This window comes from Planococcus salinarum (assembly GCF_007004625.1).
GTDB lineage: Bacteria > Bacillota > Bacilli > Bacillales_A > Planococcaceae > Planococcus > Planococcus salinarum.
Genome location: NZ_VIFV01000034.1, coordinates 1 through 23,250, shown reverse-complemented (window position 1 = coordinate 23,250; position 23,250 = coordinate 1). Strand labels below are relative to the sequence as shown.

At 37.4% G+C, this 23,250-nt stretch carries 17 protein-coding genes and 1 pseudogene; 16 read left to right on the top strand and 2 right to left on the bottom strand.

Translation table 11 applies throughout. The annotated features are described in order from the left end of the window. Positions 1-28: 28 nt before the first annotated feature. Both DIJ65_RS14540 and DIJ65_RS14535 read right to left on the bottom strand, forming a co-directional pair. A complete protein-coding gene (locus DIJ65_RS14540; protein WP_117303406.1) occupies positions 29-2,893 on the bottom strand; it encodes an ATP-binding protein in 2,865 nt (954 codons plus the stop codon). A gap of 246 nt (positions 2,894-3,139) precedes the next feature. Next, complete coding sequence (locus DIJ65_RS14535; protein ID WP_230321446.1) at positions 3,140-3,649, bottom strand: DUF2975 domain-containing protein; 510 nt, start codon at positions 3,647-3,649, stop codon at positions 3,140-3,142. 149 nt (positions 3,650-3,798) lie between these two features. On the opposite strand from DIJ65_RS14535, the gene DIJ65_RS14530 reads away from it, so the two are divergent. The 16 genes and pseudogenes from DIJ65_RS14530 (at position 3,799) to DIJ65_RS14450 (ending at position 22,715) form a co-directional block, all read left to right on the top strand. Next, positions 3,799-4,086: a type II toxin-antitoxin system Phd/YefM family antitoxin gene (locus DIJ65_RS14530; RefSeq protein WP_185959567.1), complete on the top strand. Its 288-nt coding sequence runs from the start codon at positions 3,799-3,801 to the stop codon at positions 4,084-4,086. Then, positions 4,067-4,321: a Txe/YoeB family addiction module toxin gene (locus DIJ65_RS14525; RefSeq protein ID WP_117303401.1), complete on the top strand. Its 255-nt coding sequence runs from the start codon at positions 4,067-4,069 to the stop codon at positions 4,319-4,321. The genes DIJ65_RS14530 and DIJ65_RS14525 overlap by 20 nt, the downstream gene beginning before the upstream one ends. Before the next feature lie 474 nt (positions 4,322-4,795). Then, positions 4,796-5,092, top strand: a complete 297-nt coding sequence (locus DIJ65_RS14515) for a TIGR04104 family putative zinc finger protein (RefSeq protein WP_117303398.1) — start codon at positions 4,796-4,798, stop codon at positions 5,090-5,092. 508 nt (positions 5,093-5,600) lie between these two features. Next, positions 5,601-6,353 (top strand): excalibur calcium-binding domain-containing protein, encoded by a 753-nt coding sequence (locus DIJ65_RS16735; RefSeq protein ID WP_117303396.1) that lies wholly within the window; start codon positions 5,601-5,603, stop codon positions 6,351-6,353. A gap of 255 nt (positions 6,354-6,608) precedes the next feature. Continuing rightward, on the top strand, positions 6,609-8,231 hold the full coding sequence (locus DIJ65_RS14505) for a DUF2075 domain-containing protein (protein WP_391527609.1): 1,623 nt from the start codon (positions 6,609-6,611) through the stop codon (positions 8,229-8,231). A gap of 179 nt (positions 8,232-8,410) precedes the next feature. Beyond that, positions 8,411-9,376 carry a DUF6731 family protein gene (locus tag DIJ65_RS14500; protein ID WP_117303395.1) on the top strand — a complete coding sequence of 322 codons (966 nt, stop codon included), beginning with the start codon at positions 8,411-8,413 and terminating at the stop codon, positions 9,374-9,376. A 30-nt stretch (positions 9,377-9,406) separates the two neighbouring features. Further along, positions 9,407-9,913: a hypothetical protein gene (locus DIJ65_RS14495; protein WP_117303393.1), complete on the top strand. Its 507-nt coding sequence runs from the start codon at positions 9,407-9,409 to the stop codon at positions 9,911-9,913. Between the two features lie 382 nt (positions 9,914-10,295). Then, a complete protein-coding gene (locus DIJ65_RS14490) occupies positions 10,296-11,222 on the top strand; it encodes an nSTAND3 domain-containing NTPase (protein ID WP_117303391.1) in 927 nt (308 codons plus the stop codon). A gap of 47 nt (positions 11,223-11,269) precedes the next feature. Continuing rightward, positions 11,270-12,568, top strand: coding sequence for a hypothetical protein (locus tag DIJ65_RS14485; RefSeq protein ID WP_142836509.1), 1,299 nt, complete (start codon positions 11,270-11,272; stop codon positions 12,566-12,568). A gap of 599 nt (positions 12,569-13,167) precedes the next feature. Further along, positions 13,168-13,341, top strand: a pseudogene (locus tag DIJ65_RS16730) (DUF6602 domain-containing protein); the annotation flags it as partial. Positions 13,342-13,521: 180 nt separating this feature from the next. Beyond that, on the top strand, positions 13,522-15,378 hold the full coding sequence (locus DIJ65_RS14475; protein ID WP_185959566.1) for an ATP-binding protein: 1,857 nt from the start codon (positions 13,522-13,524) through the stop codon (positions 15,376-15,378). Positions 15,379-15,497: 119 nt separating this feature from the next. Then, positions 15,498-16,898 (top strand): esterase/lipase family protein, encoded by a 1,401-nt coding sequence (locus DIJ65_RS14470; RefSeq protein ID WP_117303386.1) that lies wholly within the window; start codon positions 15,498-15,500, stop codon positions 16,896-16,898. A 586-nt stretch (positions 16,899-17,484) separates the two neighbouring features. Next, positions 17,485-18,951 (top strand): TerD family protein, encoded by a 1,467-nt coding sequence (locus tag DIJ65_RS16410; protein WP_221930623.1) that lies wholly within the window; start codon positions 17,485-17,487, stop codon positions 18,949-18,951. Positions 18,952-19,335: 384 nt separating this feature from the next. After that, the gene (locus DIJ65_RS14460; RefSeq protein ID WP_117303384.1) at positions 19,336-20,271 is read left to right on the top strand and encodes an NADP-dependent oxidoreductase; all 936 of its coding nucleotides are present in this window, start codon (positions 19,336-19,338) and stop codon (positions 20,269-20,271) included. A 538-nt stretch (positions 20,272-20,809) separates the two neighbouring features. Next, entirely contained in the window at positions 20,810-22,186 is a 1,377-nt protein-coding gene (locus tag DIJ65_RS14455) for a PQQ-dependent sugar dehydrogenase (protein WP_117303380.1), read from the top strand. 346 nt (positions 22,187-22,532) lie between these two features. Continuing rightward, positions 22,533-22,715: a hypothetical protein gene (locus tag DIJ65_RS14450; RefSeq protein ID WP_117303378.1), complete on the top strand. Its 183-nt coding sequence runs from the start codon at positions 22,533-22,535 to the stop codon at positions 22,713-22,715. Positions 22,716-23,250: the final 535 nt, after the last annotated feature.

Genomic DNA, 23,250 nt, shown 5'->3' with positions numbered 1-23,250 from the left:
TTTATAGCTTTTTTTACAGAGCGATTACTTATTTGTCACTGGTTGAAAGAGGCTCTTTTTCTGGATAGAAAATAACGCCGTTTTCGTGGTGGCCATTCATCAATTTTTTCATCACTTTCGATAAATCAACTGATGCATAGGGTTTTGTAAGGTAATGGCTGATCTGTGTTAATTTTTGTACATCTGCTACCGGATCCAAGGCAGACGAAATGACAATCGGCACATCCTTCGTTTCAGCATCTTTTTTCATCATGTCGACCAGATCCCAACCGCTCAATTCCTCACCGAGCATGATATCGACAACCGCGCCGACAAGCGGTGTGCGTTTTGCCTCTTTAAATGCTTCTACTACACTCGTGTGGTAGATCACTTTGAATCCGTTCAGCTTCAATTCCTCCGACAACAGCAAGGCAAGGCTGATGTCGTCTTCGACAATCATCACCGGCGGCTTCTGTTCGGCTCCTTCATGATTGGTATACTCGGTCGTCTCAGACAGCAGCGGCAATTCGAAATTGACCGATGTGCCAAGCCCTTCCTGCGACTCGATCCAAATATTCCCGTCATGCTGCCCGATGATTTCCTGGCAGATGGCAAGGCCGAGGCCGGTTCCGCCAATTTTCCGGCGTGAACTATTGTCAATGCGCTGGAATTTCGAGAACAGTTTCGAAATATCTTCAGCCGGAATCCCGATGCCTTCATCCTGAATCGAAACTTGAATATTTTTGGAGTCGTTCTTCAGGGAAATCGTTACATTACCGCCCTGCGGTGAAAACTTGATGGCATTGCCGATCAAATTCATCAATACCTGCGCGAGACGTTCACGGTCCCCGGCGACCATCACATCGGAAGCATCGTCAATCACCACGACATGATGCATCGCCTGTGTCCGGAATTTTTCAGCCGCATCGATGACCATTTCGCTCATCGATAATTTGTCCATGCGGTAGACCTGATTACCGGACTCCATGCGTTGCAGGTCCAAAAAGTCATTGATCAGGTTGGTCAGGCGTTTTGCTTCTTTATAGATCGTTTTTAAATAGCGCTCCTGTTTTTCCGGTTTCAGCTGCTTGTTCAGCAACAGTTCGGTAAAGCCAAGAACACTTGACAGCGGTGTCCGCAGTTCATGGCTTACGGTGCTGACAAGCTCGGATTTCATCTTATCGACTTCCCGTTCCCGTGTAACGTCCCGGTGCACAAAGATGGTCCCTGTTTTCTCTTTGTCGACGACGACCGATGTGCTGTATACATCAATCACCCGTTCATCCGGTTCTTTGACGGTGTATTGGAACGTATTCGACATCGCTTTTTGTTCATCGATGCAATTGTTCAAGAATGCCATCATTGCTTCAGGATTCGTCGTTTGTTCAGCCATGGTGCGGATCCAGACTTCCGGCTCGATATTCGCATCAAGCGGCAAGTCGCCGCATTCCAATAGGGCAGCCATCGTTTTGTTGCGCTGCACCATAGCGCCATTTTTTGAGATGAACTGGATTCCTTCATTGATGTTATTAATGATGCGTTCGTTTAATGTCCGTTCATGGATCGCCGCATCGTATAATTGGATGCGGTCAATCGCCAGATGGATCCGGTTCAACAGCCCGCTGATATCCAGTTCTTCTTCTTGCGAGAAAGTCCGGCCGATCCGGGACAGGCCGATCAGCGCAATATTTTCCTGATCTTCATTTTTCACAGAAGCATACAGGTCACTAATATAAACTTCCCCCAGCGCAATCCCTTTTTCATGCACCGCTTCACGCTTCATAGTGAACGATTCACGATCTTTCAACCGCTCAACGAGATACGGAATCCGCTCATCACGGAATTCTGTGAACATGCTTGCTGTCAGTCCTTCCAAAGCAAATTCTCCGCTTTGGGGCAGCCAGAGTACCCCGCTATCGACTTCATAAGTATCTTTGAAATATTCGAGCGTTGCGTTTGCCAATTTTTGTTTGTCCAAGGTGAAAGAAAGGATATGATTCAAATCATTGAACCGGATGATCCGTTCCTTGGCTTTCTCTGTTTCTTCCAGCGATTCTTCGAGCTTGTTCTGCTTTTCCTGCAGTTCCCCCTCATTAAGCAGCAGCGCCTGGTTTTGGGCCGTCAGTTCTTCCTGATTTTCGTGGATTGTCCTCACCATGTTGTGGAAAGCCATCGATAAAACGCCGAGTTCGTCCGAACGCTGGAGTGGCTTGTAGGCAACTTCCTCGCCGCTGACAAAACCCTCAATCGATTCCCGCATACCCTCCAGCGGTTTTACGATATCATTCAGCGCCCGCAAAATAATAAATGCGACGATAAGGAACAGCAGGAAAAACATCACCACCAGCACAAAAGAAAAGTTCTTCGATTCGTTTAAAAGCTGTTGATTCAATTGCTGCAGGCTTCTTTCAGAAGCCCTCTCATAATTATCCGCAAAGGCGATGAAAGCATTCACTTCCGAGTTGGTGCCGCTGCGGGAGATCTCCCGCACCAGCGCATAATCATCCGCGCGTACAGCTGCAATCGATCTCGGTAATGACTCGTTTTCATACCGTTCAAGGAACTCGCTCAAATCTGCAATCGGCTCTCTTTCTTCTGTAGTCAGCGACAGCATATTGATCCGGGCGATCGTCCTTTTTAAACTTTCCAGTTCGGCAAGGGCAATCTCAAGATCCTGCTCATATTTGAAGGAGTAAAAGCCCCTGACCCGGAAAAACAGTTCATTCACCGAGTCGGAAAGTTCGTTCACCATCTCCTGTTTTTCTCTAAGTTCTATGTATTCGGCCATGTGCTGCTCTTGCTGGCTATTCATGTAAAAATAAATTCCCGCGACCAATAACGAACTGATAAACAAAGAAGAAATCGTCAGCCTTAAATATTTATGCCGAATCCCTTTTTCTGAAGAATTGCGCATGCGTGAGCCCCCTGAATGATCATTGCAGTAATCCCTGTTCATGGATTTAATGTATTTATATTGTAATCCAATTTCCATGAATAAGCTTTTTATTTTTTGAGAATACTAATTTACCGGAAACAGACAGAAGGGTTGAAATAGGCTTTCGGAAAAGGGGGATTTTACTGTAATAAACCTTAATTAATTGCATACAAAAAAAAGCTCCTTCAAAAGAAAGGAGCTTCCAAAGGAGATCAGTTTCTGCCCTCACACAATCAACTCATTCTCCGCCAGCAGCTTTTGCAGCAGGCCGGCAAAAAGCGCAATGACGCTGGAGCCGAACGTGATGAGCACGCCGATCGTGATGATATGCGTGATGTCTTCGCCCCGGATCAGCGCAATCGTCGCCAGCTCACCCAGCACGATAAACGTGATCATCGTGAGCGCGCAATACTTGATCGTCTTCAGCGCCCTTACCGCCACATCCGAGAATGCCTTGCCCCGGTCGATGGAGTGCAACAGCCTGAAGGTCTGATACAGCGCAATAAAAAATGGCATGAAGAAGAGGTAAGCCGCCAGTAAAAACGGAACCTGCAGGTACGCCGTCTCGGGATGCTGCCTGGCATCCATCGCCGCGATTTCCGGCAAGGCGAAAATGCAGATAGCGAGCGCCACCCCGCCAATCAGCAGGAGCACCGCTTTCAGAAACAGCGTCGAAGCCTGTCTGCGTTTCATGGGATCACTCCGTTCGGTTAGTTTGTAAGTTGAATATAGCACGATATTTATTGTTTATCAATAAATAAATGTTGAATTTAGATACATATATTTAATTTGGGATGAAATCCAAATCATCTCGAAGAATGTCAATGCTTTCTTTACTTCACATGAAACGTACGTTATAATGTACATAAAAGGAGATGGTGAAAATGTCATTAATTACTGCAACTACTCCGACTAATCTTAGAAAAAATCTTTTTAACGTACTTGAGGATGTTACCGAGGCTAACACGGAAGTCATCATTACACTGAAGTCAGGTAAAAATGCTGTATTGATCTCCGAAGATGAATTGAATTCCTATCGTGAAATGGCTCATTTGATGTCTACAAAAGCGAATAGAGACAGACTGAATGAATCTATTACACAGTTGGAGAATGGTGGCGGAACTGTTCGCGAGTTAATCGAGGAAGATGCTGATGTTAAAAGTATGGTCTGATCAGGCATGGGAAGATTACTTGTATTGGCAAGAAACCGATAAAAAGATAGTGAAAAAGATAAACAGATTGATCAAGGAAATTGAGCGAAATCCGTTTACTGGTCTTGGCAAGCCGGAACCGCTGAAACATGACTGGTCAGGATATTGGTCGAGGCATATTACGCAAGAACACCGAATCGTTTATAAAGTCGAAAATGATGAGGTAAGAATTGCACAAGCAAGATTTCATTATTAGCCCATTTGGCATAATGGCTATAGGCAAAATATGAAATTCGAATATGATTTTAAAGCGAATCCATTATGGGTTCGCTTTTTGTATACATCAATTTGAGAGTGCCTTACAGTCTGCTATAAAGGGTTTTTATATGGTCATTTGGATTATAATTGGAAAAAGGATACAATGGAAATGGCGAAATGTTCTGAAGTTTATGAGGGAGTGTCTATATGTCTCGTTGTACGAATTGTAATTATAAGTGGAAAGCGAAAGATGTTTGGAAGCTAGCACTATCTAAAAACGGAAAGGAATGTCCAAACTGCAAAACCAGACAATACATATCCTTTAAAGATGGAGGATTTCTAATCGGACTCGGCTATTTGAGTGGAGTAGTGGGTTTCCTGCTTGTAATCTTTTTCCCTCTATATATCAACTTAAGCGATAAAGATGAAATGTCATTATAATCCGTAAGCAATATTAGAAAGGAGAAAAACAATGCCGAACTGCCAAAACTGCAATTATAAATGGAGCTGGATCGATACGTTGATTATCGGCTTCAAGAATAATAAGAAATGCCCGAACTGCGGGGAGCGGCAATTTATCAAACTGCAAGGGAATAAAGGGGTTTATATACTTTATATTCTTCCGTTGCCTATCATCCTGTTTTCCCGGATTATTTTTGACTGGAGTACGCCGGTTTTTCTTTCCATCGGTTTCTTCTTCATCCTTGTTGCAACGATGCTGATTCCTTATACAATCAAGCTGTCGAATGAGCAGGATCCGTTGTGGTGAATTGAAGGTAGCGGAGTTTAGCTTACCAACACAAAGAAGGAAGTCCATATCCAAGGGGACCAACTATTCAAATGGTCAGCTTAAATTGATCTGCATAATTAAAACAAAAATGACCCAGAGCAGGTAACCTTGCTCTGGGTCATTTCTGTTCTATTGGCGAAAGATTATCAAGTTTTCCCTATTCATATGCCTCGAAGAGTGAAAAACGTTTTAATAAGCCTATTGAGTGAAATTTAATGTGGGGCTTGACCAGTGGTCTGCGGCGTTATGCAATAGAGTTTCCGGGCATTCATGCTTATATAATATTATTGATATGTTATCAGCTAGAAAATATTTACTTTTAATTAAAAAATATCTATTTTTTTATCTTGAAAACGTGCTAAACTATCGCTGTACAGACTGCAACAAAGGCAAAGACATTACAAGTGAAAGTGAATACTTTTTTCTCCTGCTTATACAGGGGTGCCAGTAATAAAATATTTCAAAAAACAAAATAGGGGGAAGTTTTATGGGTACATTTTTATTGTTACTAACTTTAGTAGCTTTAATTGCATTGGTTGTCTTCGGAATTTTGTGGGGAACTCACAAATTTATAAAAAAAGATTACCAGGGTAAGAAGTTTGGTCGTAATGCGTTGATTGCGCTAACCGTCTTTGTTTTATCTTTAACCGGCTTTGGAATGACTGGCGCCAGCGAAGCAGAAGCGGAGCGACAAAGCTTAGCTGCAGAAAATGAGTCATTGAAGGCTGAAATAAATAAGCTTGAAACTGCTATCAGCAAATCGGAGGAAGATTTTGCTAAGCTCGAAGAAGAAAAAGCAGGAACTGAGAAAGAACTTGAAGAATTGGCAAGTAAGAAAGATGAAAATGAAAATGCAGTTACTGAGTTAGCGAGTCAAAAGGAAGCTTTCGATAAAGAGAAAACCGAATTGGATAAGCAACTTGCAGCACTGGAGAAGGACGTTGAAGATCTAGAAACCGAAAATAGCGAGTTAAGCAAAGAAGTAGCAAGTTCGAAAACAAACTCTACGAATGAAACTGCAGCTTCTCCTTCCAGTGGAAGTTCGGAATCCAGTTCGAGCAGTTCTTCGTCAGATCAAATGAGTTCAAGTGCAAGCAGTGCAGCTGCTCCAGCCCAATCAGAGAATTTTGCAAACTGTACTGAACTAAGAAAAGTTTATCCAAGTGGTGTGCCATCTACCCACCCAGCCTACCAATCGAAGATGGATCGTGATAAAGATGACTATGCTTGTGAAGCATAATCAAAAACCCTTACTTTCAAAAAGTAGGGGTTTTATTTAGTTTTTTAGAAGAGCATCCACTCTTTTTAGCTGGTGATATGCATAACATTAAATTTTCCAAAAGCAGACAATTAACAGGTAAATAATGCTAATATTAAGACATTAGATTGTCGTAATGGTTTTAACTAAAAACATATTAAAAGAAATTGTAAGCGCTTGAACTACATATCTGATAATAATCATTGAATCTGCTGCATCCAGAGAGGCTGAATACATATGGGAATGACCGAACTAAAAACTTGGGACTTTAATAAAAGCACTTTGGACAGTATTAAGAACAATACTTACTTTGACTATCCGGTGGTTTATTTTTTGAACAACAATACGACGGTATACATCGGTGAAACGGTCGCCTTTAAAAATCGGATGAAGTCCCACTTGAATAACATCGAGCGAAAGAAATTAGAAAAAATGACGCTCATCATCCATGAAGAATTCCACCGATCAGCTACCTACAATATCGAAACGAAACTCATCAACTATTTCCTGGGCGATGATCGCTATAAGCTGCAGAATAAGAGTCAGACCGCGCAAAGCGTCACGCACAACTACCATAACAAGGAATTCTACGACAAAGAGATATTCAATGATATATGGAAAGAACTCTTGAAAAGGAAGATGGTTAATAACCCTGCTCACGTAATTGAAAACAGAGACATCTTTAAACTTTCTCCTTTCAAAGAGCTGACGATGACGCAGCTCGAACTTAAAACCAAGATCCTGCAAGTATGCGAAGAACATATTAATGATGAGGAACCGTTTGTATTCATGGTCAAGGGCGAAGCTGGCGTAGGGAAGAGCGTAGTCCTGAGTTCCGTGTTCAACAGCATTCAGGAGCTGGCGGCTGATAAGAACTCCAATCTTCATCAAACAAAGAATTATCTGCTCGTCAATCATTCAGAGATGCTGAAAACGTATAAGAACATCGCTGCCAATGTGAAGTTTCTGAAGAAGAATAACTTCGACAAACCGACCAGTTTTATTAATAAACAAAAGAGAATTGCAGAAAAAGCGGATATTGTCCTGGTCGACGAAGCACATTTATTGCTGAGCAGAGCGGATGCTTTCAACGGATTCAATGAAGACAATCAGCTGGAAGAAATCATCAGGCACAGCAAAGTTGTCATCGTTGTCTATGATGAAAAACAGGTCTTAAAACTGAAGAGCTATTGGGACAAGAATCGGCTCAAGAAAATAGTGTCAGGCTATCAAAGAGAAAAGCCCTACGTTTTAAGAGAACAGTTCCGCATGAATGCTGGAGACGATGTGATCGACTGGATCGATAATTTCGTAGAAAAGCGCATTGGCAAGCTTCCGGAAGATGAGCTTTATGCCTTTAAAATATTCGATTCTGCCAAGGAAATGCATGATGCCATAGTGGAAAAGAATAAAGAACACGGCCTCTCCAGAGTGGTTTCGACATTTGATTATGAACATAAGAAAGATGGCGAGCAGTACTACATTAGAGAAGACAATCTTGAAATCCCATGGAACTCAACCGATGCCAAAAACACCTGGGCAGAAAAGCCGGAGACAATCAAAGAAGCGGGATCCATCTATACGATTCAGGGCTTTGATCTGAATTATGTAGGCGTGATATTGGGTCCATCAGTTACTTATGATGACCAGAATCGTTGCTTGAAGATCCTTACTGAAAAATATAGCGACACCGAAGCATTCAGAGGGAAAGATGGCATTGAGGATGTTGAAAGGGCGAAAGAACAGATTATATTGAATTCGATTAATGTGTTGATGAAGAGAGGGATAAAGGGACTTTATATTTATGCGAGTGATGAGGGGTTGAGGGAGCGGCTTTTAGGGTTTTTTAAAAAAAAATAAATAATAAAGGATTTTACTTACTTTGAATTTTAGATAGGAGTTGCAAGATCTTATGCAAAGTTTAAATTTCAAGGGGTTTCAAACAATTAGAAGAAAATTATAAAGATAACTTTATAAATATTTTTAAAAGTTATCTTACCTTGCAATAATAAATAATTTTTAGAAAAGGAGTCTTACATATGCCTAGGAAATACGTGCGTTTCAATTATTTCACAACTAACTTAACTCCACTAGATTTACCAGTAGAAATGGCTGAACGAAATATTGCTGCAGCATACGATATGACAGAATTTTTGGATTATATTTCTATAAGAAGAAATCCATTAGATGTTGTAGTGAATGTTGGAGAATATATTGCAGAGCTTGATAGAGATACGTTTATTTATGATGCTCAAAATAATTTGTATTCATTTCAAATTTCTAAGTTAAGGGAGACTAATATACCATCTATAAAAAGAATTGGTAATCCAAAGGCAGATCTTAATTTAAATCCTGATGAATATATTGGAGAATTCGTAACAGTTGTTTACGACCCAACTTTTTACACTATAAGTATTCAATCCAATTTATATAGCTTAAATGCAGATCAAGTTATGTACTTTTTGACTGAATTACGGTGGAGATATTTAGCTGGAATTGGGGAGCAAGAGCCTCTAGCACTTAGGGTTGTGTTGAATCCAATAATTGATCTAGGAAAAGTGAATATGGTGGAAACCGCCGAAATTTATAGAAAAATAGTTATTAAAGGTTCTGATGTTGCTGCCGAAGCATTAGCGCAAACTGGGACTTTAAATGAGGTTTCTGACTTAATCGGAAGAGCTCAGGGGATAAATTTTGAGTTAACTCTTTCAATAGGGCAAGCAGCAAAAGAAGAAAGCCTTGATAGTCAGACTATACAAGAAATTATTGGAGGTTTTAGAGACATTCAGGTGGTTGAAGAAAGGCCTAAAGTAGAAGTTACTATGCGAGAAGACATAGAATCTCCGTTAGAAATAGTAAATTTACTCGCACCTAAATTAACAAACAAAATAAGTCTTGTAGTAGAAAATCGCCGAGGAATTGGATTTGAATACATTCATGATATGTTTGTGGAATCTTACAATATTCCTCAGGAAACTATTGCACGTATTTTAAGAGAAGTTTAATTTTAAATAATTTTGAATGGAGGTCTAAAATTGATTGAAAAGATACAGAAAAAAGTAAATCAATATACAAAGAAGTTTTGGGACCTCTGGGAATTAAAAGGGGTATATGTATCTGCTGTAATATCAATAATTCCATTAATAATATATTGCCTGGGATATTTAAATCTAATTAGAGAAAATACAGGAAATTTTATTACCTATGCTTCTGCTCTAGTAACTATTAACGGGGTGTTTTTAACACTTATTGTCACTCTTAAGCAAAGTCGCTTATTTGAGCGTTTGAAAAAATTCTTTCCACAACATTATGCTTATCTGTATGAGGGGTTAAAAGGACAAATTAAAGCTTGTATTGTCTTTATCGCAATTAATTTAATCATTGCAGTTGCTGGTCCAATAAGTAATGCCTCCATTGCACTTATAGGCATGTATATATGGTCATATTTTTTTGTTAATACATTTTTTGGCGCATTTTATACCTTGAAAATTGTAACAAGTTTAGCTTCACAAGAACCAGATAAAAGAAGTGTCATGAAATAAGGACTAAAGGCAAAAGACTAAAAAGCGGAAACTACTGTAATTGATTATCTTATGCCTTTCGGCTACTTTTCCATTGACGAATTCTAAACAAACATTTTTCACTCAATCATTTCGGATAAAAACGGAATCGTTCAAAAAATTCTAGATGATTCAAATAAGAAGGGATAACTTGTATTCCTATTGTTGTGATATTTTCTCATTTAACATGGAAGTGCAACATTTTTCTATAATCTCTCTTTAAACTACACGTTGTGCACTCTATTGAAACCGAAATTCATAAAGAAAATAGAATTATACATATACATGTTATTTGGCTCCTTATAATAGATAAATTGAAACTATAGTTAAATATGAAAAAATAATAGGGCAGGTAGGTATTTATATGGATAAATATAATATGCACTTATTGGGGTGGAAATCCTTCGAAAGTCTTTGTACTAATATAATGCAATATATTTTTGGAGCTACATATACCCCTTTTTCAGAAGGTAAGGATGGAGGAAGAGACGGTTATTTTGAGGGCCAAAGCGATATAGAGCTTAACGATAAAGTGCTTGAAGGAAAATTTGTTTTTCAATGCAAACATACATCAAAAGAAGAGAAAAATTTGACATTCTCTATAGTAGAGAATGAAGTTCTGAAAGTTACTAATCTAGTTAAAAATACGGGAATAGAGCATTACATAATTTTTACTAATTATAATCTTTCAGCAACTAATGAAAATTTAATTAAAAAAGAATTTCTTAAAATAAAAGGTCTCAAAAGTTGCACAATACTAGGACAAGAATGGTTTGAGTCTACTATTGACGCCAATATTTTTTTAAGAAGACTGGTTCCAAGGTTATATGGAATAGGAGATCTATCTGAAATTCTTGATGATAGGGTTCATAAACAGTCAAGCGCACTATTAGGAGAATTACAGGCTAACGTTCTAACATTTGTGAATACAAACTCCTACCAACAAGCCTTAAAAGGAATAATGGAAAAAAGATTTATAATTTTATTAGGGCCTCCAGCCGTAGGTAAAACATCAATTGCGGCTACTTTGTGTATGACATCTATAGCTGAAAATGAATCTCATGAAACAGTTATTTTAAATAGTGCAAATGAATTTCGGAAACATTGGAATCCCGAAAACCCTCACAAAACTTATTGGTTTGACGATGCTTTTGGCTCAACGAATTTAGATAATTTATTGTTAAATGAGTGGGAGCGAGTTTTTCCATTATTAAATATTGCTATAAAAAAAGGTGCATCAATTATATTTACAAGTAGAGATTACATATTTAAAGAAGCAAGGCAAAGGTAAAAGAAAATGCGTTTCCACTTTTATTCGACTCTCAAGTTCACATAAATGTGCAAGATCTTAGTGAGAGTGAAAGAGAACAGATACTTTATAATCATATTAAAAGTGGTGATTTAGCTAGGGAAACTAAGAGTAAGTTGAAAATTTACTTACATGAAATTGCACATCATGAAAATTTTTCGCCTGAGTTGGCAAGAAGGTTAGGAAATAGAATGTTTCATAAGGGGTTAGCTATAAATAGAGGAGGGCTAAATAACTTCTTTTCTGGTCCAATACAGTTTTTTGAAAGTGTTATAAATTCACTTGATAAAAACAAAAAAGCTGCCCTTACTCTCATTCTTTTACATGGTAATCGTTTGTCGAGTCCAGTTAAAGAAGAATATCTTAATAATTATTTTATCGAAGCATTCGCAGTCAGTTTGCCAGAAATAAAAAATTCTTTAAATGCCATGAGAGATAGTTTAGTAAAGTTATCAATTATTTCCGATAGGCAATTATGGTCTTTGTTTCATCCCAGTATGTTGGATTCTCTTCAGTTACTTTTAGCTAAGGATCCAGAAATGCTTGAAATATTTTTAAGAGGCGCAGAGAGCAAAACAATACTTAGAGAAGTTTCATGCTTAGAAAAAGAACACAAAATTTTTGTTCCACAAGATTTATGGAATATACTATCTGTAAAGTTATTTGAAAAGGAAAATAACGGTTTTGAACAAGAAGTTTTGATAAGGTTTTTCCTTCATGAAACTTCTGATAGTTATCTTCGTTGGGTGTATGAGAAAAATCATGAATATTTAAATGGTTTAGTGGAACAACCTTTCACACAGTTTAACTTCGGATCTGCATATAAATTTGCGATTAGGTTGCAAAATTTAGGGTTGTTCAATGAAGAGTTAAAGCGAATTGTCACGAAGGATATTAGTAGAATTGCTCTATCCATGTGCGACTTAGCCTTTATAACAGATGAAACAATAAGAAAACTTATAAATGAAGATGATGTTCAAACAATATTGCTAGAACTTAAAGAACTAGGTCCGTCATATTTTATGGAGGAATTTGATATGCGACTAGATAATATAACCGAAACAGAAGACGATATTGAAGAAATTGCTAAGGAATGGGTAAATTCTGTAGAAGTATTTATTAAAGAGACAGAAAACCGTTCAATTCTAACAGAAAAAGAAAAAGAAGAATTTGATAATATTTTAAATGACGTATCTTATAAAGTTCGTGACTACTTAATGGTATTACATTCTGATCAATACGAGGAAGATTTCGAGAATGAGTTTATGGATTATAATGAAACAAAAACTAGCTATACAGGAAATATATTTTCTGATGTAGATGAATAAGGTTATAGGTATTATACAGAAGTTAGGAGAATATCGCTCCACTGTTAAATTGGTGTCTAACAGTGGAGGTGCAGTTCATTTTAGGTGAGCATTTTTCTTTTTATTCATCCGTATAAATTGTTTGGGAATTGTGACGTTCCCTGGGAAGCGATATTTAATTATTGGCAATATGACAGTTGGTGGAACCATAGCCAAAGTTGAGGCATTTGCTAATGTCTTGCAGGTTTGTGTAAATGCTCGAGCGAAAAGAGTCTTGATATCAGCAGCTTCCGTGATGGATCTGCAAACAGTCCCATCGGATTTGTTGGTAAAAGTGCAGTCGGTGTTTTATTTGGATTCTGTGGAGACGGTTTATAAGGGTTTAGAGGTAAGTTAGATATAGTATGAAAAGAAGCATTCAATTTTATTGGATGCTTCTTTTTTAAAAAAATTGAGGGTTATAAATATTGTCCAGCCAATAGAGAAGAATTTGAAAATTATATAGAGCATCATCGATCTATTATTGATGAATTATTGGTTAGCCATAATAGAGTTAGATACTTTGTAGGTGGAAGACATAATGAAGAAGATGGAAGATGTAAAGAAATTTTACTAATGAATTATTTAAAGAAGTTTTACCATCAAATGTTTCAGTAGGAACTGGATTTGTAGTGGGTGAAAAGAATATAACTAAACAAATTGATATAATTATTTATAATCATAATATACCAACATTATTTTCTGAAGGTGACTTTGTTATTGTTCTACCTGACGGTTATAGTTTAATTAGTTGAGTTTTATTTTGTAGATATTATTATTTAAATTTTCTATAGAAACGGTTGAAAAGGTATTAGTATTGATTTCAATTTAAGATTTTGAACTAATTAATCGGAATATTTAAAATTAATATCTGTGTAAATATGGAATTATTATGTTGCTTTTAAGTTAACTTGGGTGAAAAGGGTGGTATTAAATTGAAGCTGAAAAAAATTATTATTGAAAATTTTAGATCTTACAAAGAAAGAATTGAAGTGGATTTTGATGATTTAACAACTTTTATTGGTAAAAACGATATTGGTAAGTCCACAGTTTTAGAAGCACTAGAAATATTCTTTAATAACAGTAAAGTGAAGATAGAACCAAAAGATGCTTGTGTTCATAGCGATGAAGATAAAGTTACAATAGGCTGCATATTTGAAAATGTTATGGATATGGAAATAGTAATCGACTCAACTGCTCTAACTACAGCTAAGCAAGAATACATACTCAATAATGAAGGACATCTTGAAATATATAAAATGTTCGATTGTTCTAAAAAAACTCCATCTGCAGAAATTTTTATTAATGCAATGTATCCGACTATCGAATCTGCGTCTGATTTACATGAACTAAAAATTACTCCTCTAAAAGATAGAATCAGAGATCTGGGTGTTGATACTTCTGGTATCGATATGCGCTCAAACGTGGAGTTAAGGAAGGCAATTTTTAATTCGTTTGATGACTTAAAGTTAGCTCTTAAAATGATACCAGTAAAAGCAGAGGGAGTTAAAGCAATTTGGGATAAATTAAGTCTTCATCTTCCTATATTCACACTGTTCCAATCTGATAGAACAAGTTCAGATAGTGATAGTGAAGTGCAAGACCCTATGAAGTTAGCAGTTCAAGCAGCTATTCAAAATGTTGAAACACAATTAGAAGAGATTAAGCAAATGGTGATGGAAGAAGCTTTAACCGTTGCGGGTAATACCTTAAATAAACTCAGAGAAATGGATGAATCTTTGGCTAACGAATTAAGCCCCCGTTTTAATGATGAACCAAAATGGAGTAGTATTTTTAAACTTTCGTTAGAAGGCGATGATGGGATTCCTATAAATAAAAGAGGCAGCGGAGTCCGAAGGTTAATTTTACTGAATTTCTTTAGAGCTGAAGCAGAAAAGGGTACCTTAGGATCTTCAGAAAGAAGCATAATTTATGCAATAGAGGAACCAGAAACCTCACAGCATCCTAGCAATCAGCTTTTACTGGCAAGAACCTTATTATCTTTATCAGAAAATGACAATACTCAAGTAATCCTTACCACGCATGTTCCTGGTTTAGCTGGAGTACTTCCAACTGACTCGATAAGGTTTATTGTAAACACACCGGAAGGTAAACTGATTAAAAGAGGAAATGATGATGAAACAATAAGTGAAATTGCTGAAACGCTAGGAGTACTTCCAAATGTAACTGAAGAAGTAAAGGTTATTGTCATCGTAGAGGGTGTACATGACGTTTCAACATTAAATGTATTCAGTAAATTAGTCTCTGAAAATGTCGCAGATATTATAAATATAATAGACGATGATAGGGTGGTAATTATGCCAGCCGGTGGTAGCACCCTTAAAAAATGGGTAGAATTAAACTACCTCAAGAAATTTAATCTCCCAGAAGTGCACATATATGATGGGGATGCTCTAACGCCAGCCAAATACCATACTACATGCCAGGAAGTAAATAATAGAGAGGATAATTCAGTTGCCTTTAGCACTAAAAAAAGAGAACTCGAAAATTATCTGCATGAGGATGCTATCAACCTAGTTTGTGATGTAACTGTATCGTTTTCTTCTACTTGTAGCGTTCCTGAAATTACAGCAAAATCACTGTATGAAAGAGACACTGGATTAAATTGGGAGGATTTAGATGTGGAGAACCAAAGGGGTAAGAAAAGTAACGCAAAAAAGAGACTAAATAATGAAGTAGTTAATTCTATGACATATGAACAGCTTCGCAAAGCGGATGATGAAGGTGAAGTTGAGAAGTGGTTGAGAGAAATTTCTAGACTTTGCATATGAAATTAATATAAGAAAAGGTTTACTTATTTACACATAATTATTGATGGTCTCTTTTAATAAACAAACAAAGTAAAGAATAATTATTAAAATAGAAAATCAAATATTTGGAGGTTGATTTCTTGGAAAATGAATTTATATATAGCTCACAAAATAGAATAATAATTGATACTACATTAGAAAATATTCAAAATAATTCAAAGAAAATTAGGTTTTTTAATGAGCAACTAACTGTAGAAAAAATAGTGCTTGCAAATAGTAAAATAAACAATCCTCTCTATTCAGAAAACAAAATGGTATTCCGAATTGAATTAAATAGAAAAATGAGAGAAGAGATTTTTGAAAAGAGGAGTATTTCATTTAGACTTAGATGTGAAAAAGATGAATATTTTTATACTATTCAAGAAGAGTATTTAGAACTTGTAGATCATCAAGAAGTTGATAATATGGATTTATTAAATATTCTTTCTCCAAGAGTTGAGTTATTGAATCATGAAAATTCAGGAGATAAAAAAGATGCTATAGTTAACAATTCGCAAATAAAATATTTGCTAAATCATAATAAAGCAGAACATGAAAAATTCTCGAACTATCTTTCAAATAAGCACCCCGAGCTTTATTTAAAATACACGTTAAGTTCGAACGATAGTAAGCCGAATAAATTTTTACTTGTTTTAAATAAATTTAACGATAAAAACCTAACTAACAATCTAGATAGAGATTATAAAGGTACCGGAGAATCGAAAGTCTATACTTTCAATAAAAATGAATTCTTTGAAATTGATAGTGAAAATGAAGTTATTATAAAAAAACAAAGTCAAGATAAAAAGGTAGCATTTATAGTCCATGGACTTGCTTCACAAATAGGTAATAAATACATTGACTTAGGAAAATTTCTTTGTTCAAAAGGCTATAAAGTCTATGGATTTGATTATTATACAATAAATCGAGGTATATCGGACAATGGTTATTTGTTAGCAGAAGAAATCAAAAAAATAAAAAAAGTCTACCCTGAAAGTGAAGTGCTAGTAGTAGCTCATAGTATGGGAGGTTTAGTAAGTCGTTCAGCTAGAATAGAGTATTTTGCGGAAGTTGATAAAATTATAATGGCAGGCACTCCCAATGGTGGATCAAAGATATTGCAAAAGACTCAAGGCATTAAAAAAATAAGGAATAAAATATTTGTTGCTGTAAACTTTTTTGGTTTTCTTTCTATAAAAAAAGATGACTTAAATGAACTAATGTACAATACAGATCCTAAGGGAATTAAAGATTTGTCAAATAAGAGTAGTTTTATTTCAGACTTGAATAAAAAGGATACTCAACACTTTAGTAAGAAATATTTTTCTTTAGTAGGAAGATATAAGAATATGTCTAACGATATCATTGTTAGCAATGATAATATGATTTCTATTAATGGAATAAATATGTCTTTTGCAACTTTAAAGAGTAGTCATTTTTCCTATTTTAAGGGTAAAGAATGGAGTAGTATTTTAAATAAAGCTTTGATTTATTTGAAATAAAAAAAACTTCCCTATGTCAAGCGCAATCCTACTTAAAAACGCCTCCCTATGTCAAACACAATTCAAGTTATACAATAAACCTGCATAAGAAATCCGCCTATTCAACTATAGAGCGGGTTTTTTACATTGGCTTTTTCATTTTAACGAATCGCTTCCCAGGGAAAGAAACTATTCTAAAAGATTCTGACTATACACTAAAATTTATAATTTATACACCGGCTGATCTATAAAATCATCGTTTCTAGCGATGGTGTTGCACTTTATTCAAGCTTATCAATTGTTTGGAAATTGTGTCGTTCCTTGGGAAGCAGAAAATCAAAAATCAAAATACACCAAAGACACAGCAATTAAGTTGCTGTGTCTTTTTTCTTTGTTCAGTATTTTTTAGAAATTTCGAACAATTATCCTATTAATTTTTTAAATATGTGTTTTGTGATAGGAAACAGAACCCGTTAATCTAATCCCTCTCTTTTTTCTTTGGAATTGTTTATATAAAACAGCTTGACATTAATTACCTCTGCCGGAGAAATGTTACAATGAGTTAAGATGGTAAGTAGGAACAAGTAAAACCAAAGGAGAGAGGCATATGCTCGATATTTCTGCACAAAAATCAATTGATAATTTAAAGAAGATTCTCACCGATGAAGACATGACCTTTAATGAACAGACAACGAAGCACTTTCTTATTCTTCCCTTCCTCACTTCACTCGGATACGACATAACAGATCCGAATGTCTTGAAGCATGAGTTCAAGCCGGCCAATCTACGGGGGAACAACGACAAAGTGGATTATGCGTTGGATTTGGGTGACTTCAAAATCATCATTGAGGCCAAGCCTTTAAACACCAATATTAAAAGGCATTACCATCAACTGCAGAAATACTATAATTCCACTCCGGAAGTACAACTGGGAATCATTACAGACGGACGAAATTATCACTTTTTTACGGACTTCTACTATGAAAATCTAATGGATATCGAACCCTTTTACTCCTTAGATGTTTTAAATCTCACGGATTATGATTTTTACTTCTTGAATTTACTCAATTACACGAAGATATCAGCAAACAGCATTCGAGAAGCCACTGAGGAAATTATCTTCCGGGATAAACTGCTCACCTCATTTAAGAAGACACTTGAAGAACTTCCGCCTGAGTTCATCAAATTGGTTGTCAAAGACTTTTACCCACATGCTGTTACAAAGAAAGTGATTGAAAAAGCGACGGCAATTGCCAAGCAGGTAGGAGCGAACAGATTGGATTTGAGCATTATCGACGAGTCCATCATTATGTCTGATGAGCGAGTAGAACAATTGGATAGCCCAACTACTGTGCCGGCTGAAGAAGTAGCACCTGAAACACCAGCCGATTTGGAAATGAAAGAAGATAAGCCTGCTGAGAAAGAACCGGAAGTGTCAGCCCCTCAATCAGAAGAACCAGAAACCAAATTGGTGGAAATTGAAACGACACCTGCTCCAACCAAGAGGCCATCATTACGAAAAGGTGAGCGTGTCTCCTTAACTATGGAGGACACTCCGCTAACGAAACTCAAAGTCGGACTAGGCTGGGATGTCAGCAGCCAGCAAGGAACAGAGTTCGATCTTGACGTTCATGTATTCCTTTTGAATGAAAATCAAAAAGTGCCGAAGGAAGAATTTTTTATATTCTACAACAACCCTCAATCGCCAGATGGCAGCACGAATTTATTGAAGGATAGTCGTAATGCAGGAAACAATAGTGAAACGGTCTTAGTGGAACTGGATAAAGTATCAAGCGAAGTAGAAAAAATTGTGTTTATTGTAACTATCTACGATGCTTTAAATCGAGAGCAGAATTTCAGCATGGTGAACAATGCCTTTATCCGGATGACGAATGCAGAAACCGGGGAGGAAATGTTCCAGTTTGATTTGGCCAATGGTGGTGGTCCGGAGACTTGTCTGATAGTTGGGGAAATCTATCGTTACAACGAAGATTGGAAGTTCACTGCAGTCGGAAACGGTTATCAGTCTGATATTCAGCAATTATGCACCAACTTTGGAGTCCAATTAGCATGAAAAAACGGAGAACATAGAAATTAGCGTCCCTGTGTAAAAAACAATTCTAAACGAATCTGAATATACACTGCAATTTATAATCTATACATTGCCGCTCCCACTGCATCATTTAGGGCGTGGTTTTTTCTTTTTATTCACGAAACGGGGGCTTGGCGCGTTAGGTCAATCTAACTTCAATTTGTGATTTGATCCATAATCTATCACCTCTGAGCAACTTGCTTTAATTTCAAGGTGTTAAAAGGTAAGGTAGGGCTTGTATTAACCAGATGTATGAAAGTGAAATTTTGTTGTAGGATACCTATCAGGCTCTGGAGAGAAGGCAGGATTTCTTAAGAAGACAAAACGGGAACTTACAAATATATTTCAGAAAAGGAAGTGCTATGCATGCGTGCAGTTGTCATTAATGAATATGGTGGGAAAAATGTGTTAGTGGAGCAGGAGCTGGCGAAACCAGAAATAGAAGCAAACCAAGTACTTGTTGAGGTTTATGCCACTTCTATCAATCCAATTGATTGGAAACTTCGTGCCGGTTATTTGAAAGAGATGCTCGATTGGTCATTCCCGATTATTCTTGGCTGGGATGTTGCGGGCAAGATCGTTGAAGTAGGAAATGAAGTGACGCATTTCCAAATCGGGGATGAAGTGTTTGCACGACCGGATACTACCCGTGAAGGCACTTATGCGGAATTTACAACTGTAGACGCGGAGTTGCTTGTGAAAAAACCTGGCAACCTGACATTTGAAGAAGCTGCATCTATACCGTTAACTGGTTTAACCGCATGGCAGTGCTTAGTGGACAATTTAAAAGTCAAAGAAGGCGATAAAGTTCTCATCCATGCCGGAGCTGGTGGGGTAGGAAGTCTGGCCATTCAAATGGCAAAACAACTGGGTGCCTATGTGGCAACAACAGCGAGTGAAAAAAATGAAGCCTATGTAAAAGAGCTGGGTGCAGATGAATTCATCAATTACCGTACACAACAATTTGAAGAAGAGTTAAGCGATTATGACGCGGTCCTCGATACAATGGGCGGCGACATTTTAGACAAAAGCTTCCAGGTATTAAAGCCGGGTGGCAGACTCGTATCGATAGCCGGTCAACCCGATCCGTCATTAAGCGAAAAGCATCAGGTAACAGCAAGCTCCTACTGGTTAACGCCAAATGGTAAACAGCTGGCTGAAATAGGCGACTTGCTTGAGAAAGGAATACTGAAGCCTCAAGTGGGGAAAGTATTTGATTTTTCGGCAGAAGCCTTACAAGAAGCACATGAGTTAAGTGAGACCCATCATGTCCAAGGGAAAATAGTAATAAAAGTTAAGTAACCTTTGTGAAGTTCAAGATACCCGCTAGTGACTAATCGTCATTAGCGGGTATTTTTTTAATCGCGACCCTGTGTCAAAAACTATTCCAAACGATTTTGACAAGACACGACAATTCATATTACATACATTGACACACCTGTTACATAAGATCCTAGGTGTATTTTTATTATTTTATATATCTCTATAATTTGTGTGAGAATTGTACGGGACACAGGGGGAAATCTGGGATCTAGGTGAACATAACAACAGCGAAGCATTCCGCCGTGCTGGGGATGCGGGACAAAGACAGGCTGAATACATCACAAAAGGCGGCAACTCCGGTTGTCGTCTTTTAACAAAACATTATTACAAGAATTTAATCTATATCATGAAAAATCAGATTATTGTTTTTATCACAAAATTGTGATAAAATCATTTTCAAAGGAGTTTCATATTTTTAATTATGATATGAAAGTCTTAACTGAGTTTTGGTACTGGGTTTCAGGGGTATGAACCTTAATATAGTATGTTAAATATTTTAGAAAAGGGAGGAAAAATGATGACGAAAGCTTCGTGGTCAAGGTTACTATTCTTTATGATGCTGATCTTTATTTTGGCTTTGGCAGCATGTGGTGGCGATGAGGAAACTACAGACCAGGAACCAGCGGATGAGCCAGCAGAAGAACCAGCAGAAGAACCAGCAGAAGAGCCTGCAGAAGAGCCTGCAGAAGAGCCTGCAGAAGAACCAGCAGAAGAACCTGCTGACGAAGGGGCTGAGGAAACTACAGATGCAGAATCTGCAGAAACTGAACCAAAAGTCACTGAGTTTGAACCAGCATTTCCAGAACAAACAAGAGCACCTGCAGTAGAGACTGAAACAGAACTTAATGAGGAAATTATTGCTGACGGTCTTGGCGTGTTATGGGGTATGGCAGAGTTTGAACCAAACCGCATACTTGTTACGCAAAGAGATTCAGCAGAACTTCTTATTGTAAACCTTAATGAGTACGCTGATTCAGAACCAATCGAAGGTACACCAGAAGTAAATAGCGAAGGCCAGGGTGGTTTACTTGATGTAGCCGTTCCACCTGATTTTGAAGAATCAAGAATGGTATTTTTGACGTATGCTGAAGATGTTGAAGGTGGTACTGTAACTGCTGTCGGTAAAGGTGTTTTATCAGAAGATGAAACGTCATTGGAAAATTTTGAAACAATCTTCCAGGCAACACCAGCATATGAAGGTGACTTACACTATGGTGGACGTATTATCTTTGATGAAGATGGCAACCTGTTCTTAACAACTGGTGAACGTTCAGATGATCCGATTCGCGAACGTGCACAAGACTTGGATGCTTACTTGGGTAAAGTAATTCACATTACACAAGATGGAGAACCAGTAGGTACGAATCCATTTATCGAAGATGAAGACGCACTGGATGGTATTTACAGCTACGGTCACCGTAATATTCAAGGTATAGACTTCCACCCTGAAACAGGAAACTTATGGATTGTTGAATTCGGTCCACAAGCTGGGGATGAACTGAATATTATTGAACCAGGCAATAACTATGGATGGCCGATTGTTTCTTATGGTATCGAGTACTCTGGTGAATTAATCAATGAGGGGATTTCAGAACATGAGGCGCAAGGCTTTGTTGAACCAAGATATTATTGGGATCCAACAAGTGCGCCAAGTGGTATGGCATTCTATGATAACGACGCAATTCCTGAATGGGAGAACAACCTGTTCATCGGTGGTTTAGCGCCAAACTATATTGTACGTGTCGTTATTGAAGATGAATTCATCGTTGGAGAAGAACGCCTATTAACTGAAGAAGGCGAACGTTTCCGTGATATTCTTGTAACTGAGGATGGCGAGCTTATTGCATCCACTGATGGCGGTGTGATTTATAAGATTTCTGCAGCAGGTGAATGATTTATGATTCACTAAAAGCACCCAATTTATGTCAATGTCATTAACTTACGGCGTTTGACAATATTAAAGAAGCAGGCATTCATGTAAATCCATGATTGCCTGCTTCTTTTTTGCTGCCTGTACAGACTGGAAATATAAAGGTGGGATGATTGAAATGACTCGGTAGACGCACAGAGCTGCGGATAGCGAAATCGGAGTATAAGAAGATGTCTATCGTGAATAGAAAGAGCTTATTTGATGCTTACTGTTGTGCCGATTTTAAAACTCTACTTTCATGAATCCCGTTTGTTCATTTTTACGGCGGGTATACTCTTTACGAAGAATAATTTGAGGAGGGGTTTTTCTAATGGGCCAAACTTTTGACGCATTAAAAGAAAAAATCAGCAATGCTGACACGGGAGAAGCGAAAGAAATCATCACTCAAGTCAAGCAGGCATATGACGATGGTAAGATTGACGAAAAGGAAAAGGACGAATTGATGGATTTGGCAAAATCTAAACTCGGCGGAGGGCTCGGCGGCTTATTCTAGGAGCCAGAAGCCTAAATGAAAATAAGTTTTGGCATCCTTATTGAAGGGTTGCTGAAGCTTATTTTTTATCGTTAAAATTCTCTTATTGTCCAGTGACTAAAACGGGGGGATCCAATCGCTGCTGGGTCTTGAGCAGGCATCCCTGTATTTCCTGAATTTAAGCGTCAAATAAAAATTGGCTAAGATGAGCTCGGTGTAATACCGGACGCATACCAGCCAATTGGCTACATAAATAAAACTCTAACTTAATTAATTCGCGTCCCTGTGTAAAAAACAATTCTAAACGAATCTGACTATACACTGCAATTTATAATGTATACATTGTCGTACACGCTCCATCAGCATTTAAGGCGTGGCTTTTTCTTTATATTCACCAATTAAAATTGTGTGGGAATTGTATACGACAAAGTGGTCGACCCCCTTAGAATGGACACCATAGGTGTTACAATTGTGCAATCAATAGGATTCTAAAGGGGGAGGATTTTCATGAACACTCACAAGAAAAAAATAAAGCGCCAAAATACGTTTGATGAAA